The sequence below is a fragment of the Streptomyces sp. NPDC042346 genome (genome assembly GCF_055581845.1).
Genome location: NZ_JBVJEH010000007.1, coordinates 343,629 through 363,038, shown reverse-complemented (window position 1 = coordinate 363,038; position 19,410 = coordinate 343,629). Strand labels below are relative to the sequence as shown.

General features: G+C 72.4%; 3 protein-coding genes. 2 read left to right on the top strand and 1 reads right to left on the bottom strand.

Annotated elements, in window-relative coordinates; all coding sequences use genetic code 11:
• Nucleotides 1-2: 2 nt before the first annotated feature.
• Both ACZ6K0_RS27760 and ACZ6K0_RS27755 read left to right on the top strand, forming a co-directional pair.
• Nucleotides 3-11,804 carry an SDR family NAD(P)-dependent oxidoreductase gene (locus ACZ6K0_RS27760; RefSeq protein WP_469232310.1) on the top strand — a complete coding sequence of 3,934 codons (11,802 nt, stop codon included), beginning with the start codon at nt 3-5 and terminating at the stop codon, nt 11,802-11,804.
• 74 nt (nt 11,805-11,878) lie between these two features.
• Nucleotides 11,879-18,250, top strand: coding sequence for a thioester reductase domain-containing protein (locus ACZ6K0_RS27755; RefSeq protein ID WP_469232659.1), 6,372 nt, complete (start codon nt 11,879-11,881; stop codon nt 18,248-18,250).
• Nucleotides 18,251-18,388: 138 nt separating this feature from the next.
• Here ACZ6K0_RS27755 and ACZ6K0_RS27750 read toward each other — a convergent pair whose 3' ends face one another.
• On the bottom strand, nt 18,389-19,345 hold the full coding sequence (locus tag ACZ6K0_RS27750; protein ID WP_376396394.1) for an AraC family transcriptional regulator: 957 nt from the start codon (nt 19,343-19,345) through the stop codon (nt 18,389-18,391).
• Nucleotides 19,346-19,410 lie beyond the last annotated feature (65 nt).

The window sequence follows — 19,410 nt, the reverse complement described above, 5'->3', positions numbered from 1 at the left end:
GGATGTCCAACGAGGCCAAGCTCCGCGAATATCTGAAGAAGGCCATCGCCGACACCCGCGAGGCACAAGGACGACTGCGGGACCTGGAGGACGCCGCCAGCGAGCCCATCGCCATCGTCGGCATGGCCTGCCGTTACCCCGGCGACATCCGCTCGCCGGAGGACCTGTGGCGGGCGGTGTCCGAAGGAGTCGACTGCATCGGCGAGTTCCCCGGTGACCGGGGGTGGAACGCCGACCGCCTGTACGACCCCGATCCGGACGCCGGCGGCACCACGTACACCCGGCACGGCGGTTTCCTCCACGACGCCGGGGAGTTCGACGCGGGCTTCTTCGGGATCTCGCCCCGGGAGGCGACCGCCATCGACCCCCAGCACCGTCTGCTCCTGGAGACGGCGTGGGAGGCGGTCGAGGACGCGGGCATCGCTCCCCGGACGCTGCGCGGAAGCCGTACGGGAGTCTTCGCCGGCGCCATGTACCAGGACTACGCCCCTCGCCCGGCCGAGACCCCGCCCGCCCTCGAAGGGCTGATCGCGGGCGGCACCGCGGGCAGCATCGCCTCGGGGCGGGTGGCGTACACCCTGGGTCTCGAAGGGCCCGCGGTCACCATCGACACCGCGTGCTCGTCGTCCCTGGTGGCGCTGCACCTGGCCGCCCAGGCCCTGCGTTCGGGCGAGTGCGACCGGGCGCTCGCCGGGGGCGTCACGGTGATGGCCACCCCGACCGTGTTCGTGGAGTTCAGCCGGCAGCGCGGGCTCGCCCCGGACGGACGGTGCAAGGCGTTCGCAGCCGGCGCCGACGGCACCGGCTGGGCGGAGGGCGTCGGCTTCCTGGTGCTCGAACGGCTCTCCGACGCGGTCCGTGACGGCCACCGGATCCTCGCCCTCGTACGGGGCAGCGCCGTCAACCAGGACGGTGCGAGCAACGGCCTCACCGCGCCGAACGGGCCCTCCCAGGAGCGCGTCATCACCGCGGCGCTCGCCAACGCCCGGCTGACCACCGGCGACGTCGATGCCGTCGAGGCGCACGGCACCGGCACGACGCTCGGCGACCCGATCGAGGCCCACGCGCTGCTCGCGACCTACGGCCGGCACCGCCCGGCGGACCGGCCGTTGTGGCTGGGCTCCCTGAAGTCGAACATCGGCCACTCCCAGGCCGCGGCAGGCGTGGGCAGCGTGATCAAGATGGTGCAGGCGATGCGCCACGGCGTCCTGCCGAAGACCTTGCACGTGGACGAGCCCAGCCCCCACGTGGAATGGGACAGCGGAGCGGTCGAACTCCTCACGGAGAACCGCGCCTGGCCCGAGACGGGCAGGCCGCGCCGAGCCGGTGTGTCGTCGTTCGGCATCAGCGGCACCAACGCCCACGTGATCGTCGAGCAGGCGCCTGAACCTGAGCCGGCCGGCGTCGGGCCCGACCGGACGGGTGCGGATACCGACGGGGCCGCCGCCGCGCCGGCCCCGGTGCCGTGGGTCCTGTCCGCCCACACCGACGACGCCCTGCGCGCCCAGGCCACCCGACTCGCCGCGCACCTGGCACGCCACCCCGAGCTGCGCCCCGCGGACGTGGGGTTCTCCCTCGCGACGACCCGCGCGCACCTCGACCGGCGCGCCGTGGTCGTCGGTCAGGACCGGGAGGCACTCGTGGCGGGCCTGTCCGCCATCGCGTCGGGCACCACGCCCGGCGCGGCAGCGGTCGACGGCGCGCAGCCGGTGTTCGTCTTCCCGGGCCAGGGGGCCCAGTGGGTGGGCATGGCGGCACCGCTCCTCGACGCCTCCCCCGAGTTCGCGCGGGCGATACGGGAGTGCTCCGCCGCTCTCGCCCCGTACGTCGACTGGTCCGTCGAGGACGTCCTGCGGTCGGCCCCCGGCGCGCCGGGTCTGGAGCGGGTCGACGTGGTGCAGCCGGTGTCGTTCGCGGTGATGGTGTCGTTGGCGCGGTTGTGGGAGTTCCACGGCGTGGTGCCCGCCGCCGTGGTGGGGCATTCGCAGGGCGAGATCGCGGCCGCAGTCGTGGCGGGAGCCTTGTCCCTCGACGACGGCGCCCGCATCGTGACCCTGCGCAGCAAAGCCATCGGCGAGCTGCTCAGCGGACGCGGCGCGATGGTGTCCGTCGCCGTCTCCGCGGAACGCGCCGCCGAACTCATCGCCGAACTCACCGCCGAAACCACTGAAACCTCCGCAACAGGCGGAGCAACCGGCGCAACCGGCGCCTCAGACGGTGCTGACCTGGCAGGACGAGTCGGAGTCGCCGTCGTCAACGGCCCCGCCTCCGTCGTCCTCGCCGGCGAACCCCACGCCCTCACCCGGCTCGCCGCCACCTGCGAGCACCACGGAATCCGCCACCGCCTCCTCCCCGTCGACTACGCCTCCCACAGCCCCCAGGTCGCCACCATCGAAGACCGACTCCTCATCGACCTGGCACCGGTCACCCCCCGTCCCTCCACCGTCCCCTTCTACTCCACCGTCACCGGCACCCTCCTCGACACCACCGCACTCGACGCCGCGTACTGGTACCGCAACCTCCGCCAGACCGTCCTCTTCCACGACACCACCCGGACCATCGCCGACGCCGGATCCCGCGTCTTCATCGAGATCAGTTCCCACCCCGTTCTCGGCTCCGGCATCCAGGACACGCTCGCCGACCGGGGGGCGGTGGCGACGCTGGGCACGCTGCGCCGCGACCACGGTGGCCTCGACCAGTTCCTCACCGCTCTCGGCCAGGCCCACGCGCACGGCGTCTCCCCCGACTGGTCCACCGTCTTCGGCGACCGCCCCCGCCGCGTCGACCTGCCCACGTACGCCTTCCAGCGCGACCGTTACTGGTGGACGCCGACCCGGTCGGCCGACCCGGCCCACTTCGGCCTGACGCCCACCGACCATCCGTTGCTGGGGTCGGTCGTGCACACGGCCGACGGCGATTCCGTCCTCTTCACCGGAAGCCTCTCCCTCACCGCCCACCCCTGGCTGGCCGACCACGGCGTCCTGGGCTCGGTGATCCTCCCGGGGACGGCGCTCATCGAGATGGCCGTCCACGCCGGCGATCACGTCGGGGCATCCGTCCTGGACGAACTCGTCATCGAGGCGCCGCTGTTGCTCGGCGCGGACCAGCAGGTCCAGCTCCAGCTCGCCGTCGGCGCGGCCGACGCCGACGGCAGCCGGCCCGTGACCGTCCACAGCCGGCCCGATCGGCCGGACGCCTCATGGGTCCTCCACGCACGCGGTGTCCTCGGCACCGAAGGCGCCGAAGCCGCCGCCACCGGCGACTCCGCCGGTTCCCGCGCCTCCGACGATTCCACCGGTTCCGGCGACTCCGCCGCCGACACCGTATGGCCGCCGTCCGGCGCCGCGCCGCTGGACGTCTCCGACGCCTACGAGGTCCTCGCCGCGACCGGCCTGGACTACGGACCCTTCTTCCAGGGGCTGAAGGCGGCCTGGCGCTCAGGCGAGCACCTGTACGCCGAGGTCGGCCTGCCCGCCGACGACGCCACCGGCTTCGGGATTCACCCCGCGCTCCTGGACGCGTCCCTGCACGCCTTCGCCCACGACAACCTCACGTCCGGCACCGAGGTCTCCCTCGCCTTCGCCTGGAGCGGTGTCCGGCTCCACGCGACCGGAGCCACCACCCTCCGCGTACGCCTCACCCCCACCGGCGACAACACCGTCAGCCTCCACGCCACCGACCCCACCGGCCAACCCGTCCTCACCATCGACGCCCTCACCACCCGCCCCATCACCCCCGACCAACTCACCACCGCCGCCCGCGCGGCGCGCCCCGACGCCCTGTTCGACCTCGTCTGGGCGCCGCTCGACCCGGCCCGCGGCGAGCCCGCCGCCCTGACCGTCGCCGACACGGTGGCCCAGGACGGCCCCGTACCCGATTTCCTCCTCCTCGCCCCCGACGTCTCCGGTGCCGATGTCCTCGCCGCGACGCACTCGGCGGCACGGTCCGTACTGGCCCGGCTGCAGGCGTGGCTGGCCGACGAGCGGTTCGGCTCCGCCCGCATCGCCGTCCTGACCTCCGGCGCGGTCGCGGTGGACGACGGCGAGGACGTCGACCCGGCGGCGGCCGCCGTCTGGGGCCTGGTCCGCTCCGCCCAGGCCGAGCACCCCGACCGCATCGTCCTGGTCGACGGCGAGCCGGGCACCGAACCCGACCTGTCCGCCGTGCTGGCGGCGGCCACGGCGGCCGGTGAGCCCCAGGTCGCCGTGCGCGGCGGCGCCGTCCGCGTACTCCGGCTGGCCAGGCCCGCCGGTGATCCGTCCACCCCGCCCGCCGACGACGCCTGGCGCTTGCGCGTCCTCGTCCCGGGCGACCTGACGAGCCTGGCGCCCGCGCAGGACCCGGCCCCCCGGGCCCCGCTCGCACCCACCGAGGTGCGTGTCTCCGTCCGGGCGGCGGGGGTCACGTCCCGCGACATGACCGTCGCACTCGGCCGCCCGACCGACGACCGCCCTGCCGCCGGCCCGTCGACACCCGGTGACGACCTCGGCGACGACCTCGGCGACAAGCCCGACGGTCGGCTCGACGGCGAACTCACCGGTGAACTCACCGGTGAGGACGGGTTGGCCGGTGAGCTCGGTGGCGAACTCGCCGGTGTGGTCACGGCTGTCGGTTCCGAGGTCACCGAACTCGCCCCGGGAGACCGGGTCATGGGACTGGCCACCGGCGCCTTCGGCCCCTCGGTCGTCACCGACCACCGACTCCTCGCGCGCATTCCCACGGGCCTGACCTTCCCCCAGGCGGCCTCTGTCCCCATCGCGTTCCTCACCGCCCTTCACACCCTGCGCGACCTCGGCGGCCTCGCCGCCGACGAGAGCGTCCTGATCCACGCGGGTCCCGACGGCACCGCCCTGGCGGCCGTGCAGGTCGCCCGGCACCTCGGCGCACACGTCCACGCCACGGCCGGACCCGCCGGGCGCGCCGCCCTGCTCGACCTCGGCGTCGACCCCGAGCGCATCGCCGGCTCCGGGGCCCCGGAGTTCGAGGAGGCCGTCCTGCGCGCGACCGAAGGCCGCGGCGTCGACGTGGTCCTGAACTCCCACACCGGCGATTCCGTCGACGTCGACGCCTCTCTGCGGCTGTTGCCGCGCGGCGGACGCTTCCTTGAACTCGGCGAGAGCGAGCGTCGCGACCCCGGCGAGACCGCCACCCTGCATCCGGGCGTCGAGTACGCGGCACACGACCTGGGGCGGACGGACCCGGACCTGCTCCGGACGCTCCTCGCCGAGCTCGTCGCGCTCTTCGAGAGCGGGGTTCTGCACCCGCTGCCCGTGGCGGCGTGGCCGCTGACCCGGGCCGAGGCAGCTCTCCGGCACATGGCCACGGCACGGCACTCCGGCAAGGCGGTCGTGCTCACCGTCGACCGCGCCCCCGACTCCGAAGGCACGGCGCTGGTGACGGGCGGAACCGGCGCCCTGGGCAGCGTCGCCGCCCGGCATCTCGTGACCACGCACGGCATACGCCATCTGGTGCTGACCAGCCGGCGCGGCATCGCCGCCGCCGGCGCCCCCGAACTGGTGGCGGAGCTGGAACAGCTGGGCGCGAGCGTGACGGTGGCAACCTGCGACGTCGGCGACCGAGACGCCCTCGCCGCGCTCCTCACCACCATCCCCGCCGCACACCCGCTCACCACCGTCGTCCACACCGCCGGCGTCGTCGACGACGGCCTGCTCGCCTCGCTGACCGACGAGCAGTTCGCCACGGTGCTGCGCCCGAAGGCCGACGCCGCCTGGCACCTGCACGAGCTCACCCGGGACCTCGACCTGTCGGCCTTCGTCCTCTACTCGTCGCTCGCCGGCACCCTCGGCGGTCCCGGCGTCGCCAACTACTCGGCGGCCAACGCCTTCCTCGACGCCCTCGCCCAGCGGCGCCGCGTCCAGGGCCTCCCCGCCGTCTCCATGGTGTGGGGCCTGTGGGAGGAGGAGGGCGGCATGATCCAGCGTCTCTCCGCGGGCGACCGGACCCGGATGGCCCGCGACGGCCTGCGCCCGATCACCGGCGACCACGGCATGAGCATGCTGGACTCCGCACTCGCCCGGTCCCGACCGGTGGTCGTGGCCACCCCGTTCGACCCGTCCGCCGTACGCGGCGAGGTCGCTCCCGCGCTGCGCGGCCTCGTCCGCACGACGGGCCGGCGCACCGCCGCGGGGCACGGCGCCGTCGACGGCACCCTGGCCCGCCGGCTGGCCGCACTCGGGACGGACGAACAGCGCGCCCTGCTCGCGGAACTCGTCGGCGAGCACGCCGCCGCCGTCCTCGGACACGCCGACGCGTCGGCCGTCCGGGCCGGGCAAGCGTTCCGCGACCTCGGCTTCGACTCCCTCACCGCGGTCGAACTGCGCAACCGCCTCGGCGCCGCGACCGGCATACGCCTCCCGGCCACCCTCGTCTTCGACCATCCCACGCCGGAGGCCCTCACGGACTTCCTGCACGTCAAGCTGGGCGGAGCCGCGGCGATCGCCGCCGAAGCGGCGCCGGTGACGACGACGGACGAGCCCATCGCGATCGTGGGCATGGCCTGCCGCTACCCCGGAGGGGTGACCGACAGCGAAGGCCTGTGGCGCCTGGTCGCCGACGGCGTCGACGCCATCACGGAGTTCCCCACCAACCGCGGCTGGGACATCGACGGCATCTACGACCCCAGCGGCGAACGCCCCCGCAGCACGTACGCGCGCACCGGCGGCTTCCTCCACGACGCCGACCGCTTCGACAGCGGCTTCTTCGGCCTCAGTCCCCGCGAGGCGGCGATCATGGACCCGCAGCAGCGGGTCCTGCTGGAGAGCGCGTGGGAGGTGGTGGAGCGGGCGGGCATCGACCCCGCGTCGCTGCGGGGCAGCAACACCGGCGTGTTCGTCGGCCTCGTACAGCAGGAGTACGGCCCCAGGTCGGACGTGATCGGCGAGCAGCACGAGAGCCACTTCCTGACGGGCGGCACGGCCAGCGTCGCCTCCGGCCGGATCGCGTACACCATGGGCTTCGGCGGTCCCGCTGTCACGCTGGACACGGCCTGCTCGTCGTCGCTCGTGGCCATGCACATGGCCGGTCAGTCGCTGCGCTCGGGCGAGTGCGACCTCGCCCTGGCCGGCGGCGCGACCGTCATGGGCACTCCCGGGCTCTTCACCGGCTTCAGCCGGCAGCGCGGCCTCTCCGCCGACGGCCGCTGCAAGGCGTTCGCGGCCGGGGCGGACGGGACGGGCTTCGGCGAGGGCGTGGGGGTGCTGCTCCTGGAGCGGCTCTCGGACGCGCAGCGCAACGGTCATCGCGTGCTCGCGGTGCTCCGGGGCAGCGCGGTCAATCAGGACGGGGCGAGCAACGGCCTCACCGCACCCAACGGACCCGCCCAGGAACGCGTCATCCGCCGAGCACTCGCCAACGCCGGCCTGTCAGCCGCGGACATCGACGTCGTCGAAGCACACGGCACCGGCACGACACTCGGCGACCCGATCGAAGCCCAAGCCCTCCTGGCGACGTACGGCCAGGACCGCTCCGAGGACCAGCCTCTCTACCTCGGCTCACTGAAGTCCAACATCGGCCACACCCAGGCCGCGGCGGGCGTGGGCAGCGTGATCAAGATGGTGCAGGCGATGCGCCACGGCGTCCTGCCGAAGACCCTGCACGTGGACGAGCCCAGCCCCCACGTGGAATGGGACAGCGGAGCCGTGGAGCTCCTCACGGAGAACCGCACCTGGCCGGAAACGGGAAGGTTGCGCCGAGCGGGCGTCTCCTCCTTCGGCATCAGCGGGACGAACGCCCACGTGATCGTGGAGCAGGCACCCGAGGTGGACCCGCCGACGCCGGCGCCTTCCGGTGCGGTGGTGCCTTGGGTGCTGTCGGGACGGACGGACGAAGCGGTACGGGAGCAGGCCGCCCGACTGACGGAATGGATCCGGCAGTCACCCGAACTCGACGTCGCCAGCGCGGGATTGACCCTGGCCACCGCACGCAGCCGCTTCGAAAAGGGCGCTGTCGCAGTCGGCGCCGACCGCGAGGAACTCCTCTCGGCCCTCGCCGAGATCACCGACGGCCGCACGCCGCTCGTTGGCCCCGCCGGCAGCGGAGTGGCGATGCTGTTCGCCGGCCAGGGCGGGCAGCGAGCAGGCATGGGCCGGGAGTTGTACGCGGCGTATCCGGTGTTCGCGGCGGCCGTCGACGACGTCCTGACCGCCGTCGATAAAGAGCTCACCGGACACGTCGACCACCCCGTCCGCGACGTCCTCCTCGGAGACACCGAACCCGAGCTGCTGAATCAGACCGTCTACACCCAGACAGCCCTCTTCGCCATCGAGGTCGGCCTCTACCGGCTCCTCGAATCCTGGGGCGCACGACCGGACTGGCTCGTCGGCCACTCCATCGGCGAGATCGCCGCCGCCCACGTAGCGGGAGTGTTCTCCCTGGAGGACGCGGCCCGCCTGGTCGCCGCGCGCGGGCGACTGATGCAGGCGTTGCCGGAGGGGGGTGTGATGACGGCCGTCGAGGCCACGGAATCCGACGTACTCCCGCTCCTCGACGACGCCGTCGGAATCGCCGCCGTCAACGGACCCACCTCCGTCGTCATCTCCGGCGAACACACCGCCGTCGAACGCGTCACCACCCACTTCGAGAACGCCGGACACCGGGTCAAGCGACTGACCGTGAGCCATGCCTTCCACTCACCCCTGATGGAACCGATGCTCGACGACTTCGCCGCGATCGCGGAAGGACTCACCTTCCACGAGCCCTCGATACCGATCGTGTCGACCGTGACCGGGCTGCCCGTCGAACCCGACACCCTCACCGACCCCGCCTACTGGGTCCGGCACGTCCGCAACACCGTCCGATTCCACGACGCCATCACCCACCTAGCCGACCAACACATCGGCGGATACGTCGAGATCGGACCCGCCGGCGTCCTCGTCGCCCAGACCCAACAGATCCTGGACGCCACCGGCCACGAAGGACCCCTCGTCCTCCCGACCCTCCGCCCCGGCCACAACGAAACCCGCACCATCCTCACCGCCCTCGGCCAACTCCACGCAGCAGGCACAGGCATCACACCCCGATGGCGAATCGTCCTCGGTCAGCACACCCACCTCGTCGAACTACCCGCCTACCCCTTCCAGCGCCAGCGCTACTGGCTCAACGCCTCACCCTTCAACGCCGATTCAGGGACCGGCACGGGCCACCCCTTGCTCGGATCGGTCGTCGATGTCGCCGACAGTGGCAGCCTCGTCCTGACGGGCCGCCTGTCCACAGCAGCACAGCCCTGGCTGACCGACCACCTCGTTCTCGGCTCCGTCGTCCTGCCGGCGTCGGCCTGGATCGAAGTCGCTCTGTACGCCGCCGGCCAGAGCGGAGCGACCACCCTCCAGGAACTGGTGATCGAGCGCCCCCTCGTCATCAACGAGGACGAGTCCGTACGCTTCCAGGTCCACATCGGCACCGACGACGCAGGCGTACGGTCGATCAGCATCCACTCACGCCCAGACGACGAAGACACCACCTGGACACGCCATGCCACCGGCGTCCTCGGCACCGAACCCCCGCCTCCCACCGATACGTTCACCCACTGGCCGCCCGCCGACGCCACCGCCCAGGACCCCGACCAGCTCTACACCGCACTCGCGGAGGCGGGAGTGGACTGGGGTGCGCGTGCGCTGACCGCCGCGTGGCGTCGCGGCGACGAGTTCTACGCCGAGGTCGGCGTGGCCGACGGCACCGCCGACGGCTTCGGGGTCGCACCGATGCTCCTCGACACCGCCCTGTACGTCAGTGGGGACGTGTCGCAGGAGGGGGGTGTGTGGTTGCCGTCCGCGTGGCGGAACGTCCACCTGTACGCGAGCGGCGCAACCACACTGCGCGTCCGCGTCACGGCGTCCACCAGCGCCGTCACCGACGGCGACGGATCGGTTTCCGTGTACGCGGAGGACATCACGGGGCGGACCGTGCTCACGGCGGAGTCCGTCCGGTCCCACCCGGTGACGCCCGAGCAGGTGGCCGGCGGTCGGCCGTCCCCTCGGGACGCGCTGTGGGAGGTCACCTGGCAGCCCGTGGACCGGCGCGACGAGACGCTCTCCGGTCTCGTCGTACTGGAGCTCGACGGGTCCGGCGACTCCGAGCCGCTCGTGGCGGCGCGCAAACTCGTCGAACAGGTCGTGGACCGTCTCCAGCACGCACTGGAGACCGGTGGGCGCCTGTTGGTGGTGACCCGGGGCGGCGTTTCCACGGGGCCCGGGGAAGCCGCGGATCCCGCCGGGGCGGCGGTGTGGGGCCTCCTCAGGTCCGTCCAGCTTGAGCACCCGGACCGTGTCGTCGTGGTCGACGTCGAACCGGACACCGAGTGGCAGCCCGGCCCGCTGCCGGACGGAGAGCCTCAACTCGCCTTCCGGCAAGGAAAGATGCTCGCTCCACGCCTGACCGCGGCCACTCCCGTTCCGGGCGCGCCCGTCACCTGGAGTGCGGGAACGGTCCTCGTCACCGGGGCCACGGGCACGCTCGGCGCGGCTGCGGCCCGGCATCTGGTGACCGAACACGGGATGCGACACCTGTTGCTCACCACTGACCCGGCCACTGGCTCGACCGCGAACCCGGTCGCGAACTCGGTCGCGAACTCGGTCGCGAACTCGGTCCCCGACCTGGTCCCCGACGCGATCGCGGACCTGGTCGCGGAGCTGGCAGGCCTCGGCGCCGACGTGCGGGTGGCCGCGTGCGACCTCACGGACCGGGAGGCCGTCGCCGCACTCATCGCAGGCGTGTCCACGGAGCACCCGCTCACCGGCGTGATCCATGCAGCGCCCAGGCCGGCCGTCGAGAACGCGGACGCAACGGCCGAGGGCGGGGAGAACGGGATCGAGCCGGCGCTGCTGGAAAGGGCCGAAGCGGCCTGGAACCTGCACGAGCTGACGAAGGACCTCGGCCTCACGCGCTTCGTGCTGTTCTCTTCGCCGGGCGGCACCGTGGGCGACCTGGGCGCGGGCGGGTTCGCGGCGGCTGACGGGTTCCTCGACGCGCTGTCGGCGTACCGGGTGGCCCTCGGTCTGCCCGCGCTGACCGTTGCGTACGGAGACGACGGTTCCGGGGCGTACGGGCTGCGGCCCCTCTCCCCCGAGGAGGCGCCCGCGCTGCTCGACGCCGCACTCGCGACGGGCCGGCCCGCTCTCGTGGCCGCCCCGCTCGACAAGGCGCTCCTGCGGGCGGGCCACGACGTCCCGCCGCTCCTGCGCGACCTGGCTCCCGCGCGTACCTCCCGTATCCCCCGTGCCTCGCACGGCCCCGCTTCCGGCGGAGAGACACTGGCCGACCGGCTGGCACGGCTCACCGTGCCGGAGCGGGACGCGCTGCTGGTCGGCCTCGTCAGCGAGCACGTCGCCACCGTCCTCGGTCACGCCGACGCCGACGGCATCGACCACGATCACGCCTTCCAGGAGATCGGGTTCGACTCCGTGACGGCGGTCGAGCTCCGCAATCGGCTCGGCGCTGTCACCGGCGTACGGCTGCCCGCCACCGTCGTCTTCGACCACCCGACGCCCGGCGCGCTCGCCCGGTGGCTCCGGGACCGTCTCGTACCCGTCTCGGACCCGGCCGTGGCCCTGCAGAAGGAACTCGACGACCTGGAGGCGCGCCTCACGGGCGCGGCAGACCTGGATCCCAGCGGACGCCGGGCCGTGGCCACCCGCCTGCGCGGCATCCTCGACCACTGGTCGCGCTCCCAGGACTCGGAGGCGTACGGGACGCAGGAGGCGTCCGAGGCGGAGGACGCCCTGGAGTCCGCGTCGTCCAGCGACCTCTTCGACTTCATCGACAACGAACTCGGCCGTGCGGCCGGATGACCCGCCCAGGTCAGACGGAACCAACACAAGGGGAGTCCAATCCGATGTCCGACGAGCAGAAGGCTCTCGAGTACCTGAAGTGGGTCACCTCCGATCTCAAGAAGACCAGGCAGCGCCTGGCCGAGGTCGAGGCCGCACAGCACGAACCCCTCGCGATCGTCGGCATGGCCTGCCGGTTCCCCGGCGACGTCACGTCCCCCGAGGACCTGTGGCGGCTCGTGGCCGAAGAGGGGGACGCCATCACGGAGTTCCCCACCGACCGCGGCTGGGACATCGCCGGCCGCTACGACCCCGAGCCCGGTAAACCCGGCAAGACGTACACCCGGCACGGCGGATTCATCCGCGACGCCGCCGAGTTCGACCCCGAGTTCTTCCGGATCTCGCCGCGCGAGGCGACCGCGATGGACCCGCAGCAGCGGCTGCTCCTTGAGGCCTCCTGGGAGGCCGTCGAGCGGGCCGGGATCGCCCCGAGCACGCTGCGCGGTGCACCGGTGGGAGTGTTCACCGGGATCGCCGCGCAGACGTACAACCTCACCTTGGACCAGGAGGAGTACGCGGGCTACCTGGCCACGGGCGTGCTCGGCAGCATCGCCTCGGGCCGGATCTCGTACACGTTCGGTTTCGAGGGGCCCGCGGTCACGCTGGACACGGCCTGCTCCTCGTCGCTCGTGGCCATGCACATGGCGGCGCAGTCGTTGCGCTCGGGCGAGTGCGACCTCGCCCTGGCCGGTGGCGCGACCGTGGCCGCGAGCATGGACGGCTGGCTGGAGTTCAGCCGCCAGGGGAACCTGGCGAGCGACGGCCGCTGCAAGGCGTTCTCCGCCGCCGCGGACGGCACCGGATGGTCCGAGGGCGTGGGGGTGCTGCTCCTGGAGCGGCTCTCGGACGCCCAGCGCAACGGACGTCAGGTCCTGGCCGTCATCCGGGGCAGCGCAGTCAACCAGGACGGCGCGAGCAACGGCCTCACCGCACCCAACGGACCCGCCCAGGAACGCGTCATCCGAGCCGCACTCACCGACGCCGGCCTCACCGCACGCGACGTGGACGTCGTCGAAGCACACGGCACCGGCACAACACTCGGCGACCCGATCGAAGCCCAAGCCCTCCTCGCCACCTACGGACAAGACCGCCCCACGGACCAACCCCTCTACCTCGGCTCCCTCAAGTCCAACATCGGCCACACCCAGGCCGCCGCAGGCGTCAGCGGCGTGATCAAGATGGTCGAGGCGCTCCGTCGTGGGGTGGCGCCGAAGACCCTGCACGTGGACGAGCCGAGCCCGCACGTGGAGTGGGACAGCGGAGCCGTGGAACTCCTCACGGAGAACCGCGCCTGGCCGGAGAGGGGCAGGCCGCGCCGGGCCGGTGTCTCCTCCTTCGGCATCAGCGGCACCAATGCGCATGTGATCGTCGAGCAGGCACCCGAGGTGGACCTAGCAGCACCGGTTGTCGATGGCGGTGTGGTGCCGTGGGTGCTGTCGGGGCGTACGGACGAGGCGGTACGGGAGCAGGCGGCGCGGCTGGCCGAGTGGATCGCCCAGGTTCCCGAGCTCGACGTCGCCGGTGTGGGCTCGACCCTGGCCACCGCCCGCAGCCGCTTCGAACGCGGCACGGTCGTGGTCGGCGCCGACCGCGAGGAGCTCCTGACCGCGCTGGCCGAAGTAGCGGACGGCCGGACGCAGCCGGTCGGTCCCGCCGGGAGCGGCGTGGGCATGCTGTTCGCCGGCCAAGGCGGACAACGCGCCGGAATGGGGCGGGAGTTGTACGCGGCGTATCCGGTGTTCGCGGCGGCCGTCGACGACGTCCTGACCGCCGTCGACAAAGAACTCACCGGGTTCGTCGACCACCCGGTCCGCGATGTCCTCCTCGGGGACGTCGACCCCGACCTGCTCAACCAGACCGTCTACACGCAGACAACCCTCTTCGCCATCGAGATCGGCCTCTACCGACTCCTCGAATCCTGGGGCACACGACCGGACTGGCTCATAGGCCACTCCATCGGCGAAATCGCAGCCGCCCACGTAACGGGAGTGTTCTCCCTGGAGGACGCCGCGCGCCTGGTCGCCGCCCGAGGCCGGCTCATGCAGGCACTGCCAGAGGGAGGTGTCATGGCAGCCATCGAAGCGACCGAAGCCGATGTCACCCCGCTCCTCGACGATGCAGTGGGACTGGCCGCGGTCAACGGTCCCACCTCCGTCGTCATCTCGGGCGCGCACACGGCCGTCGAACGCGTCATCGCGCACTTCGAGAACACGGGACACCGGGTGAAGCGGTTGAAGGTCAGCCACGCCTTCCACTCACCGTTGATGGAACCGATGCTGGACGACTTCGCCGCGATCGTGGAAGGACTGACCTACCAGGAACCGTCGATACCGATCGTGTCGACCGTGACCGGGCTCCCCGTCGAATCGGACACCCTCACCGACCCCGGCTACTGGGTCCGCCACGCCCGCAACACCGTCCGATTCCACGACGCCGTCACCCACCTCGCCGACCAACACGTAGGCGGATACGTCGAGATCGGACCCAGCGGCGTCCTTGTCGCACAAACCCGACACATACTCGACGCCGCCGGCCGCGAAGGCCACCTCGTCCTCCCCACCCTCAGGGCCGGACAGTCAGAAGCCCGTACCGCCCTGACCGCCCTCGCCACCCTCCACCTCGCAGGCACGGGCCTCACCCCCGACTGGCAGACCGTCCTGGGCCGGCACGCCACCACCCTCTCCGACCTCCCCACCTACCCGTTCCAGCGCCGGCGCTACTGGCTGAGCGCCTCGTCGCTGAGCGGCGATCCGGCCGATCTCGCGCTGACTCCGTCCGGGCACGCGCTCCTCGGCGCCGCCGTGTACCCCGCAGGCAGTGACACCGCTCTCTTCACCGGGAGGCTGTCGACGGTCACCCAGCCGTGGCTGGTCGACCGTACGGCCCCGGAGGGGGGCGCCGTACCCCACGGCGTCCTCGTCGACCTCGCCCTGCACGTCAGCGACCAGCTCGACTGCGACGTCCTGCGGGAGCTCACCGTCGAGACGCCGATGGTCCTGTCCGACCGTGACGGCGGGGCGCTGCACGTTCAGGTGGCCGTGGCGGCGCCCGACGCCGACGGCGTGCGCACGTTGACCGTTCACTCCCGGCCCGACGACCCGGACAGCGTGTGGACCCTGCACGCCACGGGTGCCGTCCACCGCGGCGCCCCGGAGACGGGGCGCTCCGACGCGGAATGGCCCGGATCCGGAGCGGAGACCGTCGATCCCGGTACGGCGCTCCCCCAGGGGGTGACCGCGATGTGGCGACGCGGCGAGGAGATCCTCGCCGAGATCGCCCTGCCGGACGAACTGACGGAGTCTGTGGCGGACTTCGGGATCCATCCGCTCCTGGTGGACAGCGCGCTCCGTGTGGCGCCCTCGGAGGAAGCGGACGGCGACGACGGCGCCCCGTACCGGTGGACCGGTGTCCGGCTGCACGCCGTCGGCGGCACCAAGCTCCGGGTGCTCCTGACGCCGCGCGGCGACGGGGTGTTCGCGCTCCACGTCGGCGACGCCGCCGGGCAACCGGTCCTGACCGTCGAGTCCGTCACTCTCCGGTCCGTCACTCTCCGATCCGGCGTACCTGCTACCGGGGGGGTGCAGCGGTCCGGCTCGCAGCAGTCCGTCGTACTCCGGCCGACGCCCTCTCGGGCGGCGACGAAGGACTCCCTGTTCCGCATCACCTGGTCCCCCACCATGCTCCCGGCGGTGGACGGCGACGCCGCGAACGTCCTCGTCCGGCCCGTGCCCCCCGCCCTCCCCGATGCCGATCCCGTGGCAGCCGCCCACACGGCGGCCCTCAACGCGCTCGCCCTCGTACAGGAGTGGCTGGCCGACGAGCGGCAGGCGGAGACCCGTCTCATCGTGCTCACGGCGGGCGCCGTACCGGTGGAGGAAGGCGCTCCCGTGGACGTCACGCATGCCACGGTGTGGGGTCTGTTGCGGTCGGCGCAGGCCGAGCATCCCGGTCGGCTGGTACTGGTGGACGGCGAGACGGGATCCGAACCGGAACGGCGTGACGTCCTGGCGGCGGCCGAGCTCGGGGAGCCGCAGGTCGCTCTGCGGGGCGGCCGGGCTTTCGTTCCGCGCATGACGCGTCTGCCGGTGTCGAATGGTGCGGCCCCCTGGACCACCGAGGGCACTGTCCTGATCACCGGAGGCACCGGCTCACTCGGCGCCGCCACAGCCCGACACCTCGTCCACCACCACGGCATCAAGCACCTCCTCCTCACCAGCAGGCGCGGACCCCACGCCGAAGGAGCCACCGAACTCCACACCGAACTCACCCAAGCAGGCGCCCACATCACCATCACCGCCTGCGACACCACCGACCCGTCTCAACTCGCCGACCTCCTCACCACCATCCCCACCCACACCCCCCTCACCGCCATCATCCACACCGCAGGCACCCTCGACGACAGCGTCATCACCACCATGACCCCCACCCAACTCCACAACGTCCTCCGCCCCAAAGTCGACGCCGCCTGGAACCTCCACCACCAAACCCAACACCTCAACCTCACCGCCTTCGTCCTCTACTCCTCCGTCGCAGGAGTCCTCGGCACCCCCGGCCAAGCCAACTACGCCGCCGCCAACTCCTTCCTCGACGCCCTCGCCCAACACCGCACCACCCACCACCAACCCGCCACCTCCATCGCCTGGGGACTCTGGGCCGACGCAACCGGCATGACCCGACACCTCTCCGACACGCAGCTGAACCGCATGGCACGTGAGGGGATGCGGCTCCTCCCCACCGACCTGGGCATGGAGCTCCTCGACACGGCGACCGGCACGGATCACCCCTCGGTGATCGCGCTTCCCGTGGACCTGGCCGCCGCGCGTACGCATCCCCGGCAGCCCGCGGTCCTGCGCGCCCTGACGAGGGTGCGGCACCGGCCGGTGGCCGTGGCCGACGACGGACCGGCCGGCGCGAGCCTCGGCCTCGACGGCCTGGCCGGGCTGGACGAGCGGGAGCGACACCGTGTCCTGCTCGACCTCGTCATCGAGCAGGCGACGGCGGCGCTGGGGCGCCGGCCCGATGCGCCGATCCGTGCGGACCAGTCGTTCCAGGACGTCGGGGTCGACTCGCTGACCGCCGTCGAGCTGCGCAACCGGCTTTCACAGGCGGTGGGTCTGCCGCTGCCCGCAGGCCTCGTCTTCGACCATCCCACCCCCGAGGACCTCACGCAGCGGCTCCTGGCCGATGTGGCCGGAGGCTCGGCGGACCCGCGGAGCACGGTCGACTTCGCGGCGGAGATCCGTCTCGCACCGGACATCGTCGCCGCGCCGGACGTCCACCTCACCGATGACCCTCGGCACATCCTGCTGACCGGAGCCACCGGCTTCCTCGGTTCCTTCCTGCTGCGGGACCTGCTGCGGAGCACGTCGGCGCGGATCCACTGCCTGGTCCGCGGCGCCGACGCGTCGGACGCCCGCGCGCGCCTGACCGCCGCGGCGGCGTGGTACGAGACGGGGGCGGACCTCGACTTCGACCGGATCGACATCGCCGTCGGTGATCTCGCGGAGCCGGCGCTCGGGCTGGACGAGGCTGTCTTCGACGAGCTGGCCCGGAACGTCGACGTCGTCTACCACGCGGGCGCCAGCGTCAACTGGCTCTATCCGTACGAGGCGTTGAGGCCCGCGAACATCGCCGGAACCGAAGAGGTGCTGCGGCTGGCGGCCCGGCACCGGACCGTACCCGTCCACTACATCTCGTCCACGGGCGTCTACGCGCAGGAGCCCGCCGAGGGGCGCCGCATCGCCGTCGACGACCCGATCGGCCCGCCGGAGCTCCTGTCCAACGGGTACCGGCAGGCGAAGTGGGTGGCCGAGGGGATCATCGGCATCGCCCGGTCGCGCGGCATCCCCGTCTCGGTGTACCGCGTCGACGTGGTCTCCGGCGACCAGGTCAACGGGGCCTGCCAGACACAGGACTTCGTGTGGCTGAGCATCCGCGGCATGCTGGAGGCTGGTGCGGCTCCCGCGGGGATCTCCGGCTTCTTCCATCCGACGCCGGTCGACTACGTGAGCGCGGCGATCCGGTGGCTCTCCTCCCGGGTCACCGGTGTGGGAGACACGTTCAACCTGTCCAATCCGCACCGCCTGCACTTCGCCGAGGTCGTCGAGCGGCTCCGCGCCCTCGGCCACACGCTCGTGGACCTCGACCCGGCGGAGTGGAGCCGGTCCGTACGGAAGGATCCGGAGAACTCGCTGCTGCCGCTGCTCGACGTCTTCGAAGCCGCGATCGCGGGCACCGGGGGCTATCCCGACATCGACACGGACGGGACGGAGGCGGCTCTGGCCGGCAGCGGCATCGACTGCCCCCAAGTGACGGGTGACCTGCTGGTTCGGTACCTGACGTTCTTCACCGAGAAGGGCTACTTCCCGAACCCTGACCGGGACGGAGCCGTATCCGTGGAGGCGTAACACCCGGCCCCGCGCAAGACCGACACCCACACCCACAGCGACATCCACACCGACACCGACACCGACACCGAGACTCAAGGACCCCGGCGGCCCGCGTGGCCGCCGGGGTCCTCGCACGCGCTGCACGCGCGCCGCGGGTCAGGCGCTCAGCCCGCGGCTGTGCAGAACCGCCGCACGGTGTTGTGTGGGGGTGATGCCGCGGCAGCGCTTGAAGGCGACGCTGAGGGCGAAGGTGTTGGAGTACCCCACCTTGTGGGCGATGGAGCTCACCGTGTCGTCGGTGTCCCGGAGCAGGTCGGCCGCCAGGGCGACGCGCCACGTGGCCAGGTAGGTCATGGGCGGCTCGCCGACGTGGCGGGCGAAGCTGCGGGCGAGTCCCGACCGGGAGGCACCCACCTTGGCGGCGAGGGTCGCCACGGTCCACGGGTGCGCCGGGTCGTCGTGCATCAGCCGGAGGGCGCTCGCGACGACGGAGTCGTCCGTGGGCCGGTACCAGACGGGTGCGTGGTTCTTGGGCCGGTCGAACCAGGCGCGCAGGGTGGAGACCAGCATCAGGTCGAGCAGTCGGTCCAGGACGGCCTGCTGGCCCGCCTTGTCGTGGCGCACCTCCGCCGCGATCAGGGCGAGGAGCGTACGGTCGCTGTCGGCCTCCGGTACGACGAGGACGTCCGGCAGGGCGTCCAGGAGACGGTCGCTGATGCCGGTCCGGTCCTCGTAGGCGCCGCTGATCAGGAGGGCCGAGCCGGGCTCGTCGACACCGCACGTCCGCGGGTCGGGGGCCGGCTCGCCGACCACGACCGCGCGCGCGGTGCGGGCGCAGTAGTCCGCGCTGGTGATGACGCGTCCGGGCGGCGACGCGGGGTCCTCGGCGACGGTGTACGGGGCGGGGCCTCGCAGGACGGCGATGTCACCGGAGCCGAGTTCCATCGGCTCGCCGTCGGCCGGGGTGATCCAGACCCGCCCGTTCAGCGCGGCGACCAAGGTCAGGTGGGCGCCGCTCGCGAAGCGCAGGGACCATTGTGGGGTCATGACCGTCCGGGTGAACACGGCACCGCGTGCCCGTACCCCGTCCAGCAGTTTCGCTAACGTGTCCACCCCTCCAATGTAGACGCTCGAACATCGACCTGGGTGTCTCAGCCATGGCTCCGTCCCCCCGCCGG

Coding starts and splice junctions, on each gene's coding strand:
- ACZ6K0_RS27760 (WP_469232310.1), top strand. CDS start 3: ATGTCCAACGAGGCCAAGCTCCGCGAATATCTGAAGAAGGCCATCGCC.